The sequence below is a fragment of the Streptomyces natalensis ATCC 27448 genome (assembly GCF_000935125.1).
GTDB classification, from domain to species: Bacteria; Actinomycetota; Actinomycetes; order Streptomycetales; family Streptomycetaceae; genus Streptomyces; species Streptomyces natalensis.
Genome location: NZ_JRKI01000061.1, coordinates 1 through 21,189, shown reverse-complemented (window position 1 = coordinate 21,189; position 21,189 = coordinate 1). Strand labels below are relative to the sequence as shown.

The 21,189-nt window shown below is 69.7% G+C and carries 17 protein-coding genes; 11 read left to right on the top strand and 6 right to left on the bottom strand.

Going from position 1 to position 21,189, the window contains the following annotated elements:
- Window positions 1-204 precede the first annotated feature (204 nt).
- The 3 genes from SNA_RS30835 to SNA_RS30825 form a co-directional block, all read right to left on the bottom strand.
- The gene (locus SNA_RS30835) at window positions 205-450 is read right to left on the bottom strand and encodes a hypothetical protein (protein WP_030066641.1); all 246 of its coding nucleotides are present in this window, start codon (window positions 448-450) and stop codon (window positions 205-207) included.
- A 246-nt stretch (window positions 451-696) separates the two neighbouring features.
- A complete protein-coding gene (locus SNA_RS30830) occupies window positions 697-2,673 on the bottom strand; it encodes an ATP-binding protein (RefSeq protein WP_241779919.1) in 1,977 nt (658 codons plus the stop codon).
- 306 nt (window positions 2,674-2,979) lie between these two features.
- Complete coding sequence (locus SNA_RS30825) at window positions 2,980-3,384, bottom strand: hypothetical protein (protein ID WP_030066639.1); 405 nt, start codon at window positions 3,382-3,384, stop codon at window positions 2,980-2,982.
- Between the two features lie 237 nt (window positions 3,385-3,621).
- Here SNA_RS30825 and SNA_RS30820 point away from each other — a divergent pair, with 237 nt between their 5' ends.
- Both SNA_RS30820 and SNA_RS30815 read left to right on the top strand, forming a co-directional pair.
- Window positions 3,622-3,948 carry a WXG100 family type VII secretion target gene (locus SNA_RS30820; protein WP_030066638.1) on the top strand — a complete coding sequence of 109 codons (327 nt, stop codon included), beginning with the start codon at window positions 3,622-3,624 and terminating at the stop codon, window positions 3,946-3,948.
- On the top strand, window positions 3,945-4,652 hold the full coding sequence (locus SNA_RS30815) for a WXG100 family type VII secretion target (protein WP_078970322.1): 708 nt from the start codon (window positions 3,945-3,947) through the stop codon (window positions 4,650-4,652). The genes SNA_RS30820 and SNA_RS30815 overlap by 4 nt, the downstream gene beginning before the upstream one ends.
- Before the next feature lie 121 nt (window positions 4,653-4,773).
- Here SNA_RS30815 and SNA_RS30810 read toward each other — a convergent pair whose 3' ends face one another.
- The gene (locus SNA_RS30810) at window positions 4,774-8,730 is read right to left on the bottom strand and encodes a type VII secretion protein EccC (protein ID WP_030066636.1); all 3,957 of its coding nucleotides are present in this window, start codon (window positions 8,728-8,730) and stop codon (window positions 4,774-4,776) included.
- Between the two features lie 260 nt (window positions 8,731-8,990).
- Between SNA_RS30810 and eccD the strand changes: the two genes are divergently transcribed.
- From eccD to SNA_RS30780, 6 genes are all read left to right on the top strand, one after another.
- Window positions 8,991-10,454, top strand: coding sequence for a type VII secretion integral membrane protein EccD (eccD, locus tag SNA_RS30805; protein WP_044367833.1), 1,464 nt, complete (start codon window positions 8,991-8,993; stop codon window positions 10,452-10,454).
- Between the two features lie 154 nt (window positions 10,455-10,608).
- The gene (gene rpsO / locus SNA_RS30800) at window positions 10,609-10,896 is read left to right on the top strand and encodes a 30S ribosomal protein S15 (RefSeq protein WP_030066634.1); all 288 of its coding nucleotides are present in this window, start codon (window positions 10,609-10,611) and stop codon (window positions 10,894-10,896) included.
- A 268-nt stretch (window positions 10,897-11,164) separates the two neighbouring features.
- Window positions 11,165-13,384, top strand: coding sequence for a polyribonucleotide nucleotidyltransferase (locus SNA_RS30795; RefSeq protein WP_030066633.1), 2,220 nt, complete (start codon window positions 11,165-11,167; stop codon window positions 13,382-13,384).
- Complete coding sequence (locus SNA_RS30790) at window positions 13,381-14,760, top strand: M16 family metallopeptidase (RefSeq protein ID WP_030066632.1); 1,380 nt, start codon at window positions 13,381-13,383, stop codon at window positions 14,758-14,760. The genes SNA_RS30795 and SNA_RS30790 overlap by 4 nt, the downstream gene beginning before the upstream one ends.
- A 47-nt stretch (window positions 14,761-14,807) precedes the next feature.
- Window positions 14,808-15,560 carry a 4-hydroxy-tetrahydrodipicolinate reductase gene (gene dapB, locus SNA_RS30785; RefSeq protein ID WP_030066631.1) on the top strand — a complete coding sequence of 251 codons (753 nt, stop codon included), beginning with the start codon at window positions 14,808-14,810 and terminating at the stop codon, window positions 15,558-15,560.
- Window positions 15,561-15,574: 14 nt separating this feature from the next.
- Complete coding sequence (locus SNA_RS30780) at window positions 15,575-16,027, top strand: tetratricopeptide repeat protein (RefSeq protein WP_030066630.1); 453 nt, start codon at window positions 15,575-15,577, stop codon at window positions 16,025-16,027.
- A gap of 25 nt (window positions 16,028-16,052) precedes the next feature.
- Here SNA_RS30780 and SNA_RS30775 read toward each other — a convergent pair whose 3' ends face one another.
- A complete protein-coding gene (locus SNA_RS30775) occupies window positions 16,053-16,622 on the bottom strand; it encodes a hypothetical protein (protein WP_030066629.1) in 570 nt (189 codons plus the stop codon).
- A 101-nt stretch (window positions 16,623-16,723) separates the two neighbouring features.
- Window positions 16,724-16,963 carry a hypothetical protein gene (locus SNA_RS30770; protein ID WP_030066628.1) on the bottom strand — a complete coding sequence of 80 codons (240 nt, stop codon included), beginning with the start codon at window positions 16,961-16,963 and terminating at the stop codon, window positions 16,724-16,726.
- A 245-nt stretch (window positions 16,964-17,208) separates the two neighbouring features.
- On the opposite strand from SNA_RS30770, the gene thyX reads away from it, so the two are divergent.
- The 3 genes from thyX to SNA_RS30755 all read left to right on the top strand — a co-directional run bounded on the left by thyX (window position 17,209) and on the right by SNA_RS30755 (window position 20,873).
- Window positions 17,209-17,976, top strand: coding sequence for an FAD-dependent thymidylate synthase (thyX, locus tag SNA_RS30765; RefSeq protein ID WP_030066627.1), 768 nt, complete (start codon window positions 17,209-17,211; stop codon window positions 17,974-17,976).
- A 198-nt stretch (window positions 17,977-18,174) separates the two neighbouring features.
- Window positions 18,175-19,074 (top strand): 4-hydroxy-tetrahydrodipicolinate synthase, encoded by a 900-nt coding sequence (gene dapA, locus SNA_RS30760; protein WP_030066626.1) that lies wholly within the window; start codon window positions 18,175-18,177, stop codon window positions 19,072-19,074.
- Window positions 19,075-19,187: 113 nt separating this feature from the next.
- Window positions 19,188-20,873, top strand: a complete 1,686-nt coding sequence (locus SNA_RS30755) for a ribonuclease J (RefSeq protein ID WP_044367832.1) — start codon at window positions 19,188-19,190, stop codon at window positions 20,871-20,873.
- Window positions 20,874-21,189: the final 316 nt, after the last annotated feature.

Here is a 21,189-nt window from a genome sequence, read left to right as displayed (position 1 = left end):
GGTGCGGCGTTGGCGACGGCTCCGGGGTCGGGTTTGGCGTCGGGCCTGGGTGTGGCGTCGGGTTCGGCGTCGGGCCCGGGTGTGGCGTCGGGGTCGGCTCCGGGGTCGGCTGCGGGCGCGGAGTCGGTGCCGGGTGCGGCGTTGGCGACGGCGACGGCGACGGGTGCGGAGTGTGCGAGCGGTGCGAGCCGCCAAACCTACTCATCACGCACCCCGCACGAAGGTAGCGCTGACCTCACGGTCATGCTCGGCATAGTTCTGCGCGGTGTACGTGAGTCCGTCTGCCGTGTTCGACAGGGCGTCCACGAGGTCGGAGAGGTTCTGCCGACTCGCGTCCGCGTGCTCGTTGTACTGCTCGGCCAGGTTCTGGGCGTTCGGCAGGTGGCCGAATGCGGTGGACGAGAGGCGGATGGCCGATACCGCGGACTGGATCTGGCTGAGCTGCTCCATCTGTGCTTGGACCGTTGACGCATAACTTCCGATTGTTTCGTGATCAACCCGAAACCCGGAGTCCCCCATGTCAGGTACCCTTCATAAGCGAACGTGAACTCTCATCGTACTGACGCTTCTTCGGTTCAAGGCGCCAGGGGGTGACATCGACCACCCGAATTTCACAAGTCTCTCGACGCCTCGCGGTGGCTCAGAACAACCCGTGCCACATCTGCCTCGCCGACCAGTGACCATCGGTTGCCCTGGTCATCCAGCGCCGTGGTGCGGCCCGCCGCCGGGCACGGTCGCAAGGATCTGACGCGCCGTCACGCCGAGCCCGGTGGCCAGGACCAGGACGCCGTCGGGTGAGAGGTCGGCGCCGGTGAACGGGGTGTCGGAGAGCACCACCGTCACCACCTCCCGGCTGGGCCGGTCCCACACCCGCAGAGAGTCGGCGCCCGGACTGAAGCCGTACGGCGCCGCCTCGGCCGCCTCCTGCGACGGCCGCTGCACCCGTGCAGGGTCGGCGTCGACGTGACCGGCCCGCAGCAGATCATGGAGCAGCAGCGCCCCCTTGCCCCCGCCCGGCCTCGGACGGGAGCCCGGGGTGCCCTCGGGCACGAGGAAGGCCGCCACCGGGCGCGCGTCGGCGCCCTCGCCCTCCGGGGGCAGCAGCCCCGTCGTCACCGCGGCCACACCGGCCAGCGGGACGCTCCACAGGGTGCGCCAGGGCAGTCCGAGTCCGAGGGTGTGCAGCGCGTCCGCGTGCGGACCGAGCCCGTCCTCGACGAACGCGGTCTCCAGCAGCGCCGCCCGCATCACCACCGGCGCCTGCGAGCGGGTGAGCAGCGGCGCGGTCCGCAGATACGTACGGGCCGGTGCGCCCAGCTGCTCCAGCGGTACGGCCTCGACGGCGGCCCGCAGCACCACCGGGTCGGCATGCGCGAACAGGCCCGGGTCGGTGAGGAGTTGGGGGAGCAGACCGGCCTCAAGGGTGTGCGCCGCGAGGTGGTCGCGGACGTACGGGTCGGCCCGGGACCAGTCCTGCTCGGGCACCGCCTCCAGCAGCGCCATGGCGATTCTGGCCTGGGCGTCCTGGGGGTCCGGCAGACCGGAGCGGATGTCGTCGGCGATGGCGGGGTGTATCAGGCGCAGCAGGGGGCGGTCGGCGGCCGGACCGTCGCCGGAGCCGGAAACGTCCTCGACGTCGGCCTCGTCCGCCGTGTCCGCAACCGGCTCGATGAACGGCGCCGCGAGCAGCATCCCCTCGGCGACCTCCCGGCTCATGTCCCGCCCCGCGACGGCACTCGCCAGCGGCGCCAGCAGCCGGGCCGGCAGCCCCGCGCCCTCGGCGAAGGCGAGCGGCGTCAGGACCGACCGCAGGGTCTGCGGATCGGAGCCCAGCCGGCGGGCGTGCAGATCGAGCGCCTCGCCGATGCTGCCGGGCAGCAGGGAGGCGTCCGCCGGGTCGAAGCCGTCGGGCGCCGTCAGCAGCGACTGCACGCCCAGCCGGACGGTCAGGTGGCTGCCGTCCGCCCGCCCGGCCATCGCCTCGGCGAGCGCCCGGCGGGCCACCGGGTCGGTGGTGTACGGGAGTTCCGGCGCCGCTCCGGCGGCGTCGCCGAGGGCGGTCTCGGCGTGCCGCACCAGGCCCTCGGGGTCGGCCCACTCGGCCGCATCCAGGTCGATGATCTGCGCCTGGCCGCTCGGCAGCGCGTCGGCCAGCTCCGCGGCGAGTGCGCGCGGCACATCGGCCAGCAGCTGGACCGTCTTGAGGGCGGCGAGCGGTTTGAGCACGTCCGCGACGAGGCGGGCCGGCTCGTCGGCGGCGCGTACCGGCCCGGCCCGGTCGACGTCCGGGACCACGATGCTCACCGGCTCTTCAAGAGCGGCGAGTTCGGTGAAGATGTCTTCACTGCGGGCCGCGTCGAGGCCGAAGTGATCGGCGAGGAGCTCCAGCACCTGGGCCGCGGTGCGCCCCGCGGGGCCGGGCACGGCGGGTGCGGGGAGATCCGGCGGCACGGTGGCCGGGTCCAGGTCGTACAGCGGCAGCTTCTTGCGGTGTTCGGGGTCGCACATCATCAGGAAGCCGGTGAGCAGGCGCGAGCGGCCGCTGCCCGGGTTTCCGGTGAGGGCGATGACGCGGGGAGCGCCGGGCCAGCACATCCGCCAGGCGGCGAGTGCGCGGAGCGCGGCGGTGCGCCCGCCGACGTAGGGATGCGGTGCGTAGCGGGGAGCGCTCATGGCTCCCTCTGCGGCGCTCATCGCTTCCTCGTCCCCCATCAATCCCGTCTCCACCTTCGTGGATTCCTGCGTGTACCGGCTCGATCTTATGTTCCGGGCGGAGCCCGCCCCACAAGCCACCGGCGCAGCCGGGATCGCCACGTACGGAAGAAAGCAGATCCGCCCGAATTCTCCGCGGGCCGATCTGCTTTCTTCCGTGTCGCCGTATCGGAGTTGTGATCCCTGTGATCCCTGTGATCCCTGTGATCCCCGAACTCTTTGAGATCTTTGCGCTCTTTGCGCGGGTTTCCGTTCCGCTTGCGGAGATCAGCGCCGGTGGCTGGGTCCGCCCCGCCGCGAGGAGCCGGTGACGAAGCCCCGTGACGGGGCGTCGCGCTCGGCGCGCTCCTCTTCCTCCTTCGCCTCCTGCTCGCGCTGCCAGGCGGCGAACTTCGCGCGGGCCTCCTCGCGCTCCTCCGGCGTCTGGTTCTCCGCCGCCTGCCGGATCGTGTCGAGCCGGTCGCCGAGTGCGTCCATGTAGCCCGGCGTCTCGATGGCGTCCTTCATGCTGATCCGGCCGGAGAGCACCTCCTTGGCCATCTCCTGGAGCTTGCCGCCCACGTTGGGGTTCGACTCCAGGACCTTCAGCGCCTTGCGCAGCCGTGCTGCCTGCTCCGGGTCATGGGCGACATCCATCAGGTCCTCGTCCTGGATCTCCCGCTCGTTACTCATCCCTGCCCCCTCGGACGTAATGTCGCAGCAACCGCATGTGCCGCCCCGGTGTCCTGAGTGTAAGGAAGGACGCGAACGGGTCGTCAAGGTGGGGTTGTCGGTATTGCCGCATATTGCTCCGGGTGCATTCGGCGTTCCGCCCGGCCGCTGTTCGGCACCGGCGTTACGCCCTATTGCGGGTGTGCTAGACCTGAGGCGATGTTGGCAGGTAGCTGTCATTCAATTCGGGGAGAAAAAATGTCCGACGAAGTCCGGCTCAGTACGGAGGAGTTGCACCAGCTCGGTGCGTCCTTCGAGATCCGCGCAGAAGAACTGAGCCGGCAGCTTGCCGCATTCAGACGGCGGGCGGACGCCGAGGCGCTGCGGGACGGATTCGGCAGCGACGAGGCGGCCCGGCCGTACCGTGAGCTGTACGAGGAGGCCGAGCAGGCCCTCACCCAGCTGCAAAAGCGGCTCGCGGAGGTCGGCAGCGGCATCAAGGAGACGGTCGCCAATGTGCATGCGGCCGAGGAGGAGCTGGTCGACGCCCTGCGGAGCGTCGAGAAGCAGGGGGGCATGAAGTGAGCGAGCGACGACGTAACCCCGAGGCGCTGCACGAAGCGGCGGCCGGCTGGCGCGAGATGGGCAAGCACCTGGACGGCATGGTCCGCGATCTGGACCGCCATGTCGGCGCCGCGGCGGCGGCCAACTGGCACGGTCCGGCGGGTGAAGGGTTCGCCGCGGAGTGGCACGGCCTCAGGCGGTCCGTCGACGATTCGCTGCCGGCCTTCGAACTGGCCGCCGCGGACCTCGACAACGCCGCCTCGCAGCAGGACGGCCATCCGGACGAGCACAAGGACGACCAGGACCACGCCGCGCCGCAGAACGCCGGCGGTGCGCAGTCGTCGTCCGGCAACGGGTCGACGACCTACGGCTTCATGGCGTTCGGGCAGCTCGCCAACGGCCTGGGCAGCGCCTTTTCCAAGCGCGGCGGCAAGGGCGGTGGCGGCCAGCGCCAGGGACCGGTCGTCACGCACCAGTGGGAGACCTCCGCGGCCGCCCACGGGTCCGATCCGTTCGGAGGGGCCAAGGACGGCGAGGCCAAGACGCGCGGCGGCGAGGGCCTCGCCAAGGGCGTACGGAGCGAGCCGGGCGTCCCGGAGGCGGCACCGGCTCCCGCGCCCGCTCCGGCTGCGGCACCTGCTTCCGCGAAGCAGTCGAAGGACCAGCCGGCGAAGGGCCCGGCGGCCACCACCCCGGACACCGGCCGGCACGGCGCGTTCGGCTGACCCGTACGGTGTGCTGCGCCTCCGGACGGCTCCGGACGCGCAGCACCCACCACAGAAACGAAACGGCGGTGGGGCGCCCCTCCTGGGAGGGACGCCCCACCGCCGTTGTGCGGGTGACCGGTTACTGGCCCTGGCCCGGCAGCCAGCCCGTCTGGACCAGCTGCGCACCGCGCTTACGCGTGATGAACGTGGCCCGGCCGGGCGTCAGCGACTGACCCTTGATGTTGCCCATCAGCGGGCCCTCCGCCGGGTCGGCGGAGAGGATCAGGCCCTGTGCGCCGAGCTCCTTGGTGCGCTGCATCACGGGCTCGAACGACGACCGTCCGGCGCCCGAGGAGCTGCGCGCGATGATCACGCGCAGACCCACGTCACGGGCGAACGGCAGGTACTCGACCAGCGGCATCAGCGGGTTGCCGCTGCTGGTCGCCACCAGGTCGTAGTCGTCGATGATGATGAACGCGTCCGGCAGGTCGTACCAGCTGCGGTTGCGCAGCTGCTCCGGTGTGACGTCCGGTCCGGGCATCCGGCGGCCGAGCGAACCGGCCAGGCCGCTGATGACCTCCTGGAGCTGCGGGCCCGCGGCGCAGTACTTGTACAGATGGCTCTCGGGCAGCTCGCCGAGCATGGCGCGGCGGTAGTCGCCGACCACCATGAGCGCCTTGTCGGACGGGTACCGCTCGGCGATCTGCTTGGCGAGCAGCCGCAGCAGCGACGACTTTCCGGACTCGCTCTCGCCGTAGATGACCAGCAGCGGGTCGGTCTCGAAGTCGATGAACGCCGGCGAGAGCGTGGTCTCGTCGACACCGATCGCGATGCCGTGATCCGGGTAGTCGCTGCCCTTGGGCAGCTCGTTGACGTGCAGCATCGTGGGCAGCATCCGCACCTTGGGGGCGGGCTCGTGCTGCCAGTTCTCGCTGACCGTCTGCACCAGGTTGGCGATGCCGTCGCTGATCGTCTCCGGGTCGCTCATCCCGTCCATCCGCGGCAGCGCCGCCAGGAAGTCGAGCTTCTCCGGGGACAGACCGCGGCCGGGCTTGCCCATCGGGACGTTCTCCGCGCGCTTGCGGTCGAACTCCGACTCCATCGGGTCACCCAGGCGCAGCTCCACACGGTTGAGGAGCTGGTCGCGCAGCGCGGGCCGGACCTCGGTGTAGCGGGCGGCGCCGAGGATCAGGTGGACACCGAAACCGAGACCGCGGGCGGCGATGTCCAGGATCACCGGGTCCATCTGCTCGTAGTCGGTCTTGAACGTGCCCCAGCCATCGATGATCAGGAAGACGTCGCCCCACTTCTGGTCGGGGAAGGCGCCCGAGGCCCGCCGCTGGCGGTAGGTCCCGATCGAGTCGATGCTGTTGGCCCGGAAGAACTCCTCGCGCTCGTTGAGGATGCCGACGACCTCGGCGACCGTACGGCGGACCTTCTCCGCGTCCAGACGCGAGGCGACCCCGCCGACGTGCGGCAGGCCCTCCATCGTCAGCATGCCGCCGCCGCCGAAGTCGAGGCAGTAGAACTGCACCTCGGACGGGGTGTGGGTGAGCGCGAACGAGGCGATGGTGGACCGGATCAGGGTCGACTTGCCGGACTGCGGACCACCCACGACCAGACCGTGACCGGCACCGGCGGAGAAGTCCAGGTACATCACGTCACGCCGCTGCTCGAACGGCTTGTCCACCAGCGCGACCGGCACCACGAGCTTGCCGAGCGCGGTGTACTCCGCCGCGTGCACGCCCCGTTCGGGCGTGACCGCGAGAGTCGGCAGCAGCTGGTTGACCGTCGGGGCCTCCTCCAGCGGAGGCAGCCACACCTGGTGCGCCGGCGGGCCCTGGCCCTGCATGCGCTGGACCATGACGTCCAGCACGGTGTCGGCCAGCGCGTCGTCGATCTCCGGCTCGTCCACCTCGATGACGGGCTCTTCGATGATCTGCTCGATCACCGGGGCCGCGGTGAACGGCACCGGCATCTGCGTCGACCCGCCGCCGCTGCCGCCGCGGCCGCCGCCACCGGGACCGCGGTAGGTACCGGAGACGTACGCGGCCTTGAACTGCACCATCGTCTCGGTGTCGTACTTCAGGATGCCGGAACCGGGAACGTTCGGCAGGTGGTAGGCGTCCGGCACACCGATCGCGGTCCGCGACTCGGCCGCGGAGAACGTCCGCAGACCCAGCCGGTAGGACAGGAACGTGTCCAGACCGCGCAGCTTGCCCTCTTCCAGACGCTGCGAGGCGAGCAGCATGTGCACACCCATCGAACGGCCGATACGGCCGATCTGGATGAACATCTCGATGAAGTCGGGCTTGGCGGCCAGCAGTTCGGAGAACTCGTCGATGATCATCACCAGCGACGGCAGCGGCTCCAGCGGGGCACCCGCGGCACGCGCCTTCTCGTAGTCGGTGATGTTCGCGTAGTTGCCCGCCGAGCGCAGCAGCTCCTGACGGCGCTGGAGCTCACCGGTGATCGAGTCGCGCATGCGGTCGATCAGGGTGACGTCCTCACCGAGGTTGGTGATGACGGCCGCGACGTGCGGCATCTCCGACATACCGGTGAAGGTGGCGCCACCCTTGAAGTCGGCGAGGATGAAGTTGAGCGTCTCGGAGGAGTGCGTCACCGCGAGGGCGAGCACCAGGGTGCGCAGCACCTCGGACTTACCGGAACCGGTCGCACCGACACACAGGCCGTGCGGGCCCATGCCCTGCTGCGAGGCTTCCTTGATGTCGAGCATGACGGGCTGGCCGTCCTTGTCGACACCGAGCGGGACGCGCAGCCGCTCGGCCAGCGTCCGGGGCCGCCAGGTGCGCGAGACGTCCAGGGAACCGGCGTCGCCGATGTTGAGCAGGTCGGTGAAGTCCATGGAGGACAGCAGCGGATCCTCGCCGTCCGAGCCGGCACCGGCCCGCAGCGGCGCGAGCTGACGCGCCAGCGACTCCGCCTCGGGAATCGAGAGGGTGTCGCACACACCGTGGTAGACCGCACCGCTCGCCGACTCCAGCACCAGCTTGCCCGGCCACACCTGGACGGCCAGACCACCGCGGACCTCGTCCAGGTCGCCCGGCACGACCTCCAGGATGGTGACGCCCTGAAGGCCCTCGGCCCCGGCGATCACCGAGTCCATCGGCACATCGCCGCCGTCCAGCACGATGATCACGTGCGGGGTGTCGGTCACCGGGGTGCCCTGCGGGTTGAACCGCCCGCGTCCGTCGAGCTCCTCCGCCAGCAGCTCCTCGATCTCGCCGAGGTCGCCGACGACCATCCGGCGGCTGCCGGCGCCGTCGGTGCTCTTGTGCTGCACCTGCGGCAGCCACTTCGTCCACTCCCACTCCGCCTGCGCACCGGGCGCGGCGACGACCGCCACGACCAGGTCCTCGGGGGAGTGCAGGGTGCACAGCTGGGCGAGGATCGCCCGGGAGGCGCCGTAGACCGTGTCCGGGTCACCGGAGACGGTCAAGTGATAGAAGGCGCGCAGCGAGACGGCAAGCGGCAGGCTGTCCAACTGCCCGTGCTTGTCCAGGAATTCCTTCATCGCATGCGCGGTGAGCGGCTCCAGCTCGTCGACCGGGGCGGTCTCCGGAGCCCTCAGCGGGGTGGCCAGCTGCTGCGGCCCGAGCCCGAGGCGTACCTGCCCGAAGTCGGGGTCGGTCGCCCGGCGTTCCCATACCCGTTTGCCCTCGGCCACGATCGACCACAACTGGGCCGGATCCGGGTGGATGTAGAGCTGGGCGTCGCGCTGCTTGCGCGCGGTGCGGCGTACCTCTTTCCGCTTCTGCGTCAGGTACTTGAGGTAATCCTGGCGCTCCTGGACCATTTGTCCGGAAGGGCCCTGGCGGGCTTTGACGATCTGCATGATCGCCATTGCCAGAGTGGACGCCACCATAAAGCCGCCCATGATTTTCATGAACGGCTGATTGCCCATGAACAAAAACCCCGCTGATGACGCCATGCCCATCATGGGCATAAAGGTCATAAAGAGGTTCTCCGGCTCCCCTTCGCGGGGAAGTTCCGGCGGTGCCTCAAGTGTCACCTCCTCGGAGGGGACTTCAGGTGGCAGCGCGCGGGGCGGGCGCTTGACGATGACAACGCTCACCGAGGCATCAGTCCTTCATGCATCTCGCAGTCTCGGACCGCCCCCGTTGGATTCGACGGTCCCCCCGAGCCAAGTTCTTGGTTGGCCCGAACCAGGCGTTGATCCTACTGTTAACCGTCAAGTCTCGGGGTGGGTGGGGCAGTCGCCGAATCGGACGGTACGCTGACGCCTCGCAAGCGCGCCATGGCCTGGCAAGAGAAGGCTCGATATAAACGGCGCGCGAAGCGACAAAACGCCCAACGGATAGGGGGAACCGCCAGGTGAGCACGAGCACTGGCACCGGCTTTTGCCGGGTCACAGTCGCCGCGCCGGATGCACGGATCGATGTGGCTCTGCCGGAGGACGTCGCACTCGTCGACATTTATCCGGAGATCCTGCGGCTCTCCGGGCAGTCCCAGGCCGAGGGTGCACCGACCGGCTACCACCTCGTACGCCGCGACGGCACGGTACTCGATGCCGGACAGTCACTCGCCCAGCAGCAGATCCTCGACGGCGACCTGCTGCTGCTGAAGCCGTTCGCCGAATCGCTGCCGCTCCCGGTCTTCGACGACGTCTCCGACGCCGTCGCCTCCGCGGTCAAGCGCAACCGCAGCCGCTGGAGCGACGACCTCATGCACACCGTCGGCCTCACCGCCGGCGTGCTGCTGCTGGTCATGATGGCGTTCGCGCTGTGGTTCTCGAACCCCGTCGACCGCGATATGCACCGCCTGCCCGGCATCATCGCCGGCGTCGTCGGCATCGTCCTGGTCGCGCTGGCCGGCGTCCGCGCCCGCGTCTACGACGACCACGGCTCCTCCATCGCGCTGGGCCTGGCCGCCCTGCCGCATCTGCTGATCGCCGGCTCCGGCATCTTCCCGTGCGACCCCACCGAGGGCCCCGGCCGCCTCCAGCTCCTGGTCGGCTGCGTGACCGTACTGATCGCCTCGGTCCTCCTGGTGGTCCTGCTGCCCCGCGGTGACGCCCCCTTCGTGGCCGCCGCCTTCCTCTCCGCCATCGGCACCCTCGCCGTCTTCGGCGCGATCCTCACCGACGCCGCACCCAGCGAGGTCGCCGCCGTCACCGCCGTCGTCGCCATCGCCATGGTCGCCTGGCTGCCGGGCCTGTCCGCCCGCTTCGCCCGGCTGCCCATCGGCTACAAGTCGCCCGACCAGATCGCCAAGGGCTCCTTCGAGGGCGGCGGCGACACCGAGTCCGTCGACTTCGTCAAGATCGGCAACCAGGCCAAGCGCGGCCACGAGCTGCTCCTCGGCCTCGTCGCCGGCTGCGCCGCCCTGGTCGTCGGCTCCGCCGGTATCGTCCTCGGCTTCTCCGACAACATGTGGGCCCAGCTGCTGGCGATGACCGCCGGCATCACGATCATGCTGCGCGCCCGGCTCTTCGACTACACCGCGCAGGTCGCCTGCCTGACCATCGCCGGCATCCTGACCATCGTCCTGCTGATCCTGGGCATCGTCCTGCACCCGCCGATGGACATCTTCGTCCAGCTCCAGACGTACCAGGACTCCGGTCCGCTGAACATCCGCACCGTCTGGTTCTCCAGCAGCATCGCGGTGGGTGCCGCCGTCCTCGTCGGCGTCGGCCTGGTCGTCCCCCGCAAGGGCGTCACCCCCTTCTGGGGCCGGATCTTCGACATCTTCGACGGCCTGGTCCTGCTGTCCCTGGTCCCGCTGTGCCTGGCGGTCCTGGACGTCTACAACAAGGTGCGCGGCCTCACCGGCAACTAGCGCCTCCGCCGTCACCCGGCTGCGGCCCCCCGACCACCCGGTCGGGGGGCCGTTTCATTGCTGGTACGCTGTGTGACGGTCCGCTCGAGTCATCCAAGATTCCCTGTGACGTAAACCAGGGGCGCTCAAGGACCGGAACCCCAAGGAGTACCGCGTGTCGCTCGACGCCGCTACGAAGAAGCAGATCATGACCGAGTTCGCCACCAAGGAGGGTGACACCGGCTCCCCCGAGGTCCAGGTCGCGATGCTCACCCGCCGCATCTCGGACCTGACCGAGCACCTCAAGACCCACAAGCACGACCACCACTCCCGCCGTGGTCTGCTGCTGCTGGTCGGCCAGCGCCGCCGCCTGCTCCAGTACCTGGCGAAGAAGGACATCACCCGCTTCCGCCAGCTGGTCGAGCGCCTCGGCATCCGCCGCGGTGCGGCGGGCGCCAAGTAAGACGCCGTAAAGGGAGCGGTTCCCACCGGGGGCCGCTCCCTTTGCCGTACGCGCCGGACACCGTCGCCATCCCGTGGCGGGCGGAAGCTTTGTAGTCTGGTGCCATATCGCGAAAGCGAACGCAGGGGAGCGCCTCCTGGCCGCCGGTCCTCGGTAGTGGCCCCCGGAGATCTCCGGGAGCTTCGATCGAAGACCGGCCCGCACGGCGCTCCACCGCAGAAGGTCCGCTGCCACACGGGCAACGGACGCAAACGAGGAGATATTCCTGGTGGAGAACGAGACCCACTACGCCGAAGCCGTGATCGACAACGGTTCCTTCGGCACCCGCACCATCCGCTTCGAGACGGGCCGCCTGGCCAAGCAGGCCGCCGGCTCCGCCGTGGCGTACCTGGACGACGACACCATGGTGCTGTCGGCCACCACCGCCTCCAAGAACCCGAAGGACCAGCTGGATTTCTTCCCGCTGACCGTCGACGTCGAGGAGCGGATGTACGCAGCCGGAAAGATTCCCGGCTCCTTCTTCCGTCGTGAGGGCCGCCCCTCCGAGGACGCGATCCTCACCTGCCGTCTGATCGACCGCCCGCTGCGCCCGTCCTTCAAGAAGGGCCTGCGCAACGAGATCCAGATCGTCGAGACGGTCATGGCGCTCAACCCCGACCACCTCTACGACGTGGTCGCCATCAACGCCGCCTCCTGCTCCACGCAGCTGGCCGGCCTGCCCTTCTCCGGCCCGATCGGCGGCACCCGCGTCGCCCTGATCAACGGCCAGTGGGTCGCCTTCCCGACCCACACCGAGCTGGAGGACGCCGTCTTCGACATGGTCGTGGCCGGCCGCGTCCTCCCGGACGGCGACGTCGCGATCATGATGGTCGAGGCCGAGGCCACCGAGAAGACCATCCAGCTGGTCAAGGACGGCGCCGAGGCCCCGACCGAGGAGGTCGTCGCCGCCGGTCTGGAAGCCGCGAAGCCCTTCATCAAGGTCCTGTGCAAGGCGCAGGCCGACCTCGCCGCCAAGGCCGCCAAGCCGACCGGCGAGTTCCCGGTCTTCCTGGAGTACCAGGACGACGTCCTCGAGGCGCTGACCAAGGCCGTCAAGGACGAGCTCTCCCAGGCGCTGACCATCGCCGGCAAGCAGGAGCGCGAGGCCGAGCTGGACCGCGTCAAGGGTCTGGCCGCCGAGAAGCTGCTGCCGGAGTTCGAGGGCCGCGAGAAGGAGATCTCCGCCGCGTACCGCTCGCTGACCAAGACCCTGGTCCGTGAGCGCGTCATCAAGGAGAAGAAGCGCATCGACGGCCGCGGCGTCACGGACATCCGTACGCTCGCCGCCGAGGTCGAGGCCATCCCGCGGGTGCACGGCTCCGCCCTGTTCGAGCGTGGCGAGACCCAGATCCTGGGCGTCACCACCCTCAACATGCTCCGCATGGAGCAGCAGCTGGACACCCTCTCCCCGGTGACCCGCAAGCGCTACATGCACAACTACAACTTCCCGCCGTACTCCGTCGGTGAGACCGGCCGCGTGGGCTCGCCCAAGCGCCGCGAGATCGGCCACGGCGCGCTGGCCGAGCGCGCCATCGTGCCGGTGCTGCCGACCCGCGAGGAGTTCCCCTACGCGATCCGTCAGGTCTCCGAGGCGCTGGGCTCCAACGGCTCGACGTCCATGGGCTCGGTCTGCGCCTCCACCATGTCGCTGCTGAACGCCGGTGTGCCGCTCAAGGCCCCGGTCGCCGGTATCGCCATGGGCCTGATCTCCCAGGAGATCGACGGCCAGACGCACTACGTCGCCCTCACCGACATCCTCGGTGCGGAGGACGCCTTCGGTGACATGGACTTCAAGGTCGCCGGTACCCGCCAGTTCGTCACCGCCCTTCAGCTGGACACCAAGCTGGACGGCATCCCGGCCTCCGTGCTGGCCGCCGCCCTCAAGCAGGCCCGCGACGCGCGTCTGCACATCCTCGACGTCATGACCGAGGCCATCGACGTCCCGGACGAGATGTCCCCCAACGCCCCGCGGATCATCACCGTCAAGATCCCCGTGGACAAGATCGGCGAGGTCATCGGCCCCAAGGGCAAGATGATCAACCAGATCCAGGAGGACACCGGCGCCGACATCACGATCGAGGACGACGGCACCATCTACATCGGTGCCGCCGACGGCCCGGCCGCCGAGGCCGCCCGCGCCACGATCAACGGCATCGCCAACCCGACCATGCCGGAGGTCGGCGAGCGCTACCTGGGCACGGTCGTCAAGACCACCACCTTCGGTGCGTTCGTCTCGCTGCTCCCGGGCAAGGACGGCCTGCTGCACATCTCGCAGATCCGCAAGCTGGCCGGCGGCAAGCGCGTCGAGAACGTCGAGGACGTGCTCGGCGTGGGCGCCAAGGTCCAGGTCGAGATCGCCGAGATCGACCAGCGCGGCAAGCTCTCCCTGATCCCCGTGATCGAGGGCGAGGACGGCGACGCCGAGAAGAAGGACGACGCCGACAAGTGACGTCCCGTACGCACAGGACGACGGCCCGCCCCTCTTCGGAGGGGCGGGCCGTCGCCCGTACCCAAACGCTTCTCAAGGGCACCAACGGCGCCGGCACGGTCCGCCGGACCACCCTTCCCGGCGGCCTGCGCGTGGTCACCGAGACGCTGCCCACGGTCCGCTCCGTCACCTTCGGCATCTGGGCACACGTCGGCTCCCGCGACGAGACCCCGTCGCTCAACGGCGCCACGCACTACCTGGAGCACCTGCTCTTCAAGGGCACCGAACAGCGCAGCGCGCTCGACATCTCCGCCGCCATCGACGCCGTCGGCGGCGAGATGAACGCCTTCACGGCCAAGGAGTACACGTGCTACTACGCACGCGTGCTCGACACCGACCTGCCCCTCGCCATCGACGTCGTCTGCGACATGCTCACCGGTTCGCTGATAGACGCCGAGGACGTGGACGCCGAACGCGGCGTCATCCTCGAAGAGATCGCGATGACCGAGGACGACCCGGGCGACTGCGTGCACGACCTGTTCGCGCACACCATGCTCGGCGACACCCCCCTCGGCCGCCCGGTCCTGGGCACCGTCGACACCATCAACGCCCTGACCGCCCCGCGCATCCGCCGCTTCTACAAGAAGCACTACGACCCCACCCACCTCGTCGTCACCGCCGCGGGCAACATCGACCACGCCAAGGTCGTCCGCCTCGTCCGCCGCGCCTTCGACCGGGCCGGGGCCCTCAGCGGTACGGACGCCGCCCCGATCGGCCCGCGCTCCGGCAACCGCGCGATCCGCACCGCCGGCCGCGTCGAGCACCTCGGCCGCAAGACCGAGCAGGCACATGTCATCCTCGGTGTGCCCGGGATGTCCCGCACCGACGACCGCCGCTGGGCCATGGGCGTACTCAACACGGCCCTCGGCGGCGGCATGTCCTCCCGCCTCTTCCAGGAGGTCCGCGAGAAGCGCGGCCTGGCCTACAGCGTGTACTCCTACACCTCGGGCTTCGCCGACTGCGGACTGTTCGGCGTCTACGCGGGCTGCCGCCCCAACCAGGTGCACGACGTCCTGGCGATCTGCCGCGACGAACTCGCCCAGGCGGCCGCCCAGGGCCTGACCGACGACGAGATCCACCGCGCGATCGGCCAGCTCCGCGGCTCCACCGTGCTGGGCCTGGAGGACACCGGCGCGCTGATGCACCGCCTCGGCAAGAGCGAGCTGTGCTGGGGGGAGCAGATGTCGGTCGACGAGATGCTCGCCCGGATAGCGGCCGTCACCCCCGACGAGGTCCGCGAGGTGGCCGCCGAGATCCTGGGCGCCCGCCCCTCGCTGTCCGTCATCGGCCCGCTGAACGACCGGCAGGCGGCCCGGTTGGACGACGCCGTCGCCTAGCCGGGGCCGTACGCCCCCGTACCACGAAGAGAGAGCTGGACACCGTTATGAGCAAGCTGCGCGTGGCCGTACTCGGCGCCAAGGGCCGCATCGGCTCGGAGGCCGTACGGGCCGTCGAGGCCGCCGAGGACCTGGAGCTGGTCGCCGCCCTGGGCCGGGGCGACAAGCTGGAGACGTTGGTGGAGGCCGAGGCCCAGGTGGTCGTCGAGCTGACCAACCCGGGCGCCGTGATGGGCAACCTCGACTTCTGCGTCAGGCACGGCATCCACGCCGTGGTCGGCACCACCGGCTGGACCGACGACCGCCTCGCGCAGCTGCACACCTCGCTCGCCGCCTCGCCAGAGGTCGGTGTGCTCATCGCCCCGAACTTCTCCATCGGCGCGGTGCTCACCATGCAGTTCGCCCAGCAGGCGGCCCGTTTCTTCGAGTCCGTCGAGGTCATCGAGCTGCACCACCCCAACAAGGCGGACGCCCCCTCCGGCACGGCCGCCCGTACGGCCCAGCTGATCGCCGCCGCCCGTAAGGAGGCCGGCAGCGCCCCGCAGCCGGACGCCACCACCACGGCCCTGGACGGCGCCCGCGGCGCGGACGTCGACGGCATCCCGGTCCACTCCGTACGGCTGCGCGGCCTCCTCGCTCACCAGGAGGTCCTCCTCGGCGGCGAGGGCGAGACCCTCACCATCCGCCACGACTCCCTCCACCACAGCAGCTTCATGCCGGGCATCCTGCTCGGCGTACGCCGCGTCGTGACCACCCCGGGCCTGACCATGGGCCTGGAAAACTTCCTCGACCTCGGCTGACGGACGAACCCACCGTGCGCGCAAAGATCACCTACTTCGTCCTGGCGGCCGTCCTGGTCGTCTATTTCGGCCTGGTCGGCAGCCGCGGCGTCCTGCTCATCGAGCAGGGCACCGCGGTCACGGTCACGTTCGGCGTCGCCGTCCTGATCCTGCCGCTCATCGGCGTGTGGTTCCTCTGGCACACCACCCAGTTCGCCCGCAAGGCCGGCCTCCTGGCCCGCGAACTGGAGGCCGAGGGCGGACTCCCCGTCGACGAGCTCCGCCGCACCCCCGGCGGCCGCATCGACCGCGACTCCGCCGACGAGGTCTTCGCCAAACGCCGCGCCGAAACCGAACAGTCCCCCACCGACTGGCGCACCTGGTTCCGCCTGGCCATCGCCTACCACGACGCCCGCGACACCCCGCGCGCCCGCAAGGCGATGCAGCGCGCCATCGCCTTGCGCGAGGGGAAGCCGGTACGGGCCTGACGTCGGACGGGGCGGAGCAGGAACCTTAAAGGTTTCCCCCACCCCGGTACTCCGCCGCCCAGGCCTCCAGCACATCCGCCGCCCGTTCGAACGCCTCGGGGCGTGACTGGAAATCGCCGTCGTGGTCCGTGATCAGGATCCGCGGCGCCGTCTCGGGCGCGCGGTGGGCGATCACGGCCTGGCCCTGCACCGTACGCGGCAGGCCCAGCCAGCGCACCGGCTGCTGCACGGTACGGATCGCGGCGACCGCGCTCCAGGGGGCGGTCGTCGTCCGCAGCAGCGCCACCTGCCGCAGCCCATGGGCGCTCACCCACACCCCCACACGCAGCATCCGCAGGGCCAAGACGATCAGCAGCGCCGCCACCGCCCCGCAGACCGCGGCCCCGGTGAGCGAACCGGCCAGACCGATGATCATGGCCGAGAGCAGGACGAACGAGGCGAGCAGGAAAAACACGGCCGCCGTCCCCACCCGCCACGGTCCGGGGCGGTAGGGACGGCGCCAATGGCCGGGCCCGGTGTGCACGGGTGCGGCCGGATCCTCCGGGCTGCCGTGGCCATCGAGGTCACGGTCGGCCGTCAGGAAGGGGAGGGGCACGGCGGAACCTCACAATGGCACGCATACGGAAAGCTGTGACCGGTGAGGCTAGCGGGCCGGGCGGAGCGGAACCACTCGCTCTTGCGCTCCGCCCGGACCACTCAGCGGTGTGCCGCCTCCGACTGATGCACCCGGCTCGGCCCCGAGCCGTCCTGCTGTAGCGACGGAAGGCCGAACAGCAGGGCGCCTGCCAGGCCGCCCACCACGGTGAGGGTGATCAGGGAATGGCCCAGCAGCTGCGTACGGGAGGCGCGCTGGCGCGGCGGGGGAGTGACATTGCTGCGGAACCGGTCTGCCTCGGCTACGAAGGCGAACGGGACGGGCTCTCGCCGGCGGAACATGAGCGGGCTCTCCTAGGAACCTCGAAGTGGGCACTGTCACAGGGTTAGACGTCGTCGTCGCCCCTTTGGTGCCCGTTTTCAGTGACTTCTGTGAAAAATATCAACCCCCGCCCCGCTCCTCGCTCACCGGGGGGCCCGTTTTGCGGCTAACACGGCATCAGGGGCCATTTCCGGACCTTTCCCCGGCTGTCAGTGGTGGCCCGTAGGCTGGGCGCCGGACGAGGATCGAACGGAAGGAACCGCCGGTGTCCCACACCCCCGACGAGAGCACCCCAGGCACGCAGAGCGCAGCCGATGCCGCCCCCAGCTTCCGCAGCGAGGTGACGGTCGAGCTGGTCAAGCACAGCGCCTCGGACAGCGACGTGCTCTGGGCGGCCCGCGTCTCCACCGCCGGCGAGCAGTCCCTGGAGGAGCTTCAGAAGGACCCCGAGCGCTCCAAGGGTCTGATCAACTTCCTCATGCGGGACCGCCACGGCAGCCCCTTCGAGCACAACTCCATGACCTTCTTCATCAGCGCGCCGATCTTCGTCTTCCGCGAGTTCATGCGGCACCGCGTCGGCTGGTCGTACAACGAGGAATCCGGCCGCTACCGCCAGCTGGAGCCGGTCTTCTACGTCCCCGGGCAGTCCCGCAAGCTCGTTCAGCAGGGCCGTCCCGGCAAGTACGAATTCGTCGAGGGCACCCCGGCGCAGCACGAGCTGACCACCCGCGTCATGGAGGACAGCTACCGCCAGGCGTACGCGGCCTACCAGGAGATGCTCGCCGAGGGCGTCGCCCGCGAGGTGGCCCGCGCCGTCCTGCCCGTCGGCCTGTACTCCTCGATGTACGCGACCTGCAACGCCCGCTCGCTGATGCACTTCCTGGGCCTGCGCACCCAGCACGAACTGGCCAAGGTCCCGTCCTTCCCGCAGCGCGAGATCGAGATGGTCGGCGAGCAGATGGAGGCCCACTGGGCCAAGCTCATGCCGCTCACCTACGGCGCATTCAACGCGAACGGCCGCATCGCTCCGTAAGGCGACGAACGCCGGGCCGGGCACCGCCCGTGCAAGTACTGACGTGCGAAGTGTCCGGATTGCGGCATTTTGAGAAGTTCATCTACTCTGAACAAACGGACCCGGCACTGCTTGAACCCCCGAGCAGGCAGTGCCGGAGTCCACATCCCGGCTCCCCAGACGCGCACCCCGCGGTGCGCTACGAGTAGCGTGGGACCCATGGCTCCGACTTCCACACCGCAGACCCCCTTCGGGCGGGTGCTGACCGCCATGGTCACGCCGTTCACGGCGGATGGCGCCCTCGACCTCGACGGCGCGCAGCAGCTCGCCGCCCACCTGGTGGACGCCGGCAATGACGGCCTCGTCCTCAACGGCACCACCGGAGAGTCACCGACCACCAGTGACGCCGAGAAAGCCCAGCTGGTCCGTGCCGTGGTCGATGCGGTCGGAGACCGCGCCTTCGTCGTCGCCGGAGCCGGCACCAACGACACCCACCACAGCCTGGAGCTCGCCCGCGCCGCCCAGGACGCCGGCGCCCACGGCCTGCTCGCGGTGACCCCGTACTACAGCAAGCCCCCGCAGGAGGGCCTGCTGCGCCACTTCACGGCCATCGCGGACGCCACCGACCTGCCGGTCATGCTCTACGACATCCCCGGCCGCAGCGGCGTCCCGATCAACACCGAGACCATCGTCCGGCTCGCCGAGCACCCCCGGATCGTGGCCAACAAGGACGCCAAGGGCGACCTCGGCCGCGCCAGCTGGGCCATCGCCCGCTCCGGCCTCGCCTGGTACAGCGGCGACGACATGCTCAACCTCCCGCTGCTCTCGGTCGGCGCCATCGGCTTCGTCTCCGTCGTCGGCCATGTCGTCACCCCCGAGCTGCGCGCCCTCCTGGACGCCCACCTCAACGGCGACGTCACCAAGGCGACCGAGATCCACCAGAAGCTGCTGCCGGTCTTCACCGGCATGTTCCGCACGCAGGGCGTCATCACCACCAAGGCCGCCCTCGGCCTCCAGGGCCTGCCCGGCGGACCGCTGCGCCTGCCGCTCGTCGAGCTCTCCCCCGAGGAGACCGAGCAGCTCAAGCGCGACCTCGCGGCCGGCGGCGTACAGCTCTAGTCACAGACTTCACAACTGAATACGGACCAACAACCGCCACACAGCAAGTGCACGAATGTCATGCGCGCCACGTGCCTCGACGGCAGCGTGGCGCGTGTGGTGAGGAGAGTCTTTTGAGTCATCCGCATCCCGAGCTCGGCGCTCCGCCGAAGCTTCCCAAGGGCGGCCTGCGCGTCACCCCCCTCGGCGGCCTGGGGGAGATCGGCCGCAACATGACGGTCTTCGAGTACGGCGGCCGACTGCTGATCGTCGACTGCGGAGTGCTCTTCCCGGAGGAGGAGCAGCCCGGAATCGACCTGATCCTGCCGGACTTCACGTCCATCCGGGACCGCCTCGACGACATCGACGGCATCGTGCTCACGCACGGCCATGAGGACCACATCGGCGGCGTCCCCTACCTCCTGCGCGAGAAGCCGGACATCCCGCTGATCGGCTCCAAGCTGACCCTCGCCCTGATCGAGGCCAAGCTCCAGGAGCACCGCATCCGCCCCTACACGCTGGAGGTCGCCGAGGGCGACCGCGAGCGGCTGGGCCCCTTCGACTGCGAGTTCGTCGCGGTCAACCACTCCATCCCGGACGCCCTCGCGGTCGCGATCCGCACCCCCGCGGGCATGGTCGTGCACACCGGCGACTTCAAGATGGACCAGCTCCCGCTGGACCGCCGCCTGACCGACCTCCCGGCGTTCGCCAGGCTCGGCGAGGAGGGCATCGACCTTCTCCTGTCCGACTCGACCAACGCCGAGGTGCCGGGCTTCGTCCCGCCCGAGCGCGATATCTCCAACGTGCTGCGCGGCGTCTTCGCCAGTGCCCAGAAGCGCATCATCGTCGCCAGCTTCGCCAGCCATGTGCACCGCATCCAGCAGATCCTCGATGCGGCCCACGAGTACGGGCGACGCGTCGCCTTCGTCGGCCGCTCGATGGTCCGCAACATGGGCATCGCCCGCGAGCTGGGCTATCTCAATGTCCCGGCCGGCCTGGTCGTCGACGTCAAGACCCTCGACGACCTCCCGGACGACGAGATCGTCCTCGTCTGCACCGGCTCCCAGGGCGAGCCGATGGCCGCGCTCTCCCGTATGGCCAACCGCGACCACCAGATCCGCATCGTCCAGGGCGACACCGTCATCCTGGCCTCGTCCCTCATCCCGGGGAACGAGAACGCGGTCTACCGCGTCATCAACGGCCTGACCCGCTGGGGCGCCAACGTCGTCCACAAGGGCAACGCCAAGGTGCACGTCTCGGGCCACGCCTCGGCCGGCGAGCTGCTGTACTTCTACAACATCTGCAAGCCGAAGAACCTGATGCCGGTGCACGGCGAATGGCGCCATCTGCGGGCCAACGCCGAACTGGGCGCCCTGACCGGCGTACCGAAGGACCGCATCGTCATCGCCGAGGACGGCGTCGTGGTCGACCTCGTCGACGGCGTCGCCAAGATCACCGGCAAGGTCCAGGCGGGCTATGTCTACGTCGACGGCCTCTCGGTCGGCGATGTGACGGAAACCCACCTCAAGGACCGCCGCATCCTCGGCGACGAAGGCATCATCTCGGTCTTCGTGGTCGTGGACAGCACCACCGGCAAGACCGTCGGCGGCCCCAACATCCACGCCCGTGGCTCCGGCATCGACGACGCGACCTTCTCCGCCGTCGTCCCCAAGATCGAAGAAGCCCTCGCCAAGTCGGCCCAGGACGGCATCACGGAGCCCCACCAGCTCCAGCAGCTGATCCGCCGCTCGGTCGGCAAGTGGGTGTCGGACAACTACCGCCGCCGCCCGATGATCCTCCCCGTGGTCGTCGAGGTCTGACGCTCACGCCCGTACGAAGTCGTACGAACGCCCTCAAGTAGGAGCGGGGTGCCCGGATTTGCATCCGGGCACCCCGCTCCAGTAGGTTTACGGCTCCGCCCAAACGGGAAGCACCCCGCGCTTGCATGCGCGGAACGCCTCTCCGGACGGTGGCGGAATTCCGACCCACAACATTCTGTTAAAGTCGGATCGCCGAAAGGCACCCCCCTCCGACGGGAAATCAATTCCGCCGAACCGTAATCCGAAAGGGAAACGGCAAGGCGCGGATCTGCTAAAGTCGGAAAGGTCGAAAAGGCGAAAGCCTGGAAGGCCAACC

Excerpts from the sequence above, each read along its gene's own strand:
- dapB (WP_030066631.1), top strand. The coding sequence starts at position 14,808 with ATGAGCAAGCTGCGCGTGGCCGTACTCGGCGCCAAGGGCCGCATCGGC.
- SNA_RS30825 (WP_030066639.1), bottom strand. The coding sequence starts at position 3,384 with ATGAGTAACGAGCGGGAGATCCAGGACGAGGACCTGATGGATGTCGCC.
- SNA_RS30770 (WP_030066628.1), bottom strand. The coding sequence starts at position 16,963 with ATGTTCCGCCGGCGAGAGCCCGTCCCGTTCGCCTTCGTAGCCGAGGCA.
- SNA_RS30830 (WP_241779919.1), bottom strand. The coding sequence starts at position 2,673 with ATGAGCGCTCCCCGCTACGCACCGCATCCCTACGTCGGCGGGCGCACC.
- SNA_RS30820 (WP_030066638.1), top strand. The coding sequence starts at position 3,622 with ATGTCCGACGAAGTCCGGCTCAGTACGGAGGAGTTGCACCAGCTCGGT.
- SNA_RS30835 (WP_030066641.1), bottom strand. The coding sequence starts at position 450 with ATGGAGCAGCTCAGCCAGATCCAGTCCGCGGTATCGGCCATCCGCCTC.
- dapA (WP_030066626.1), top strand. The coding sequence starts at position 18,175 with ATGGCTCCGACTTCCACACCGCAGACCCCCTTCGGGCGGGTGCTGACC.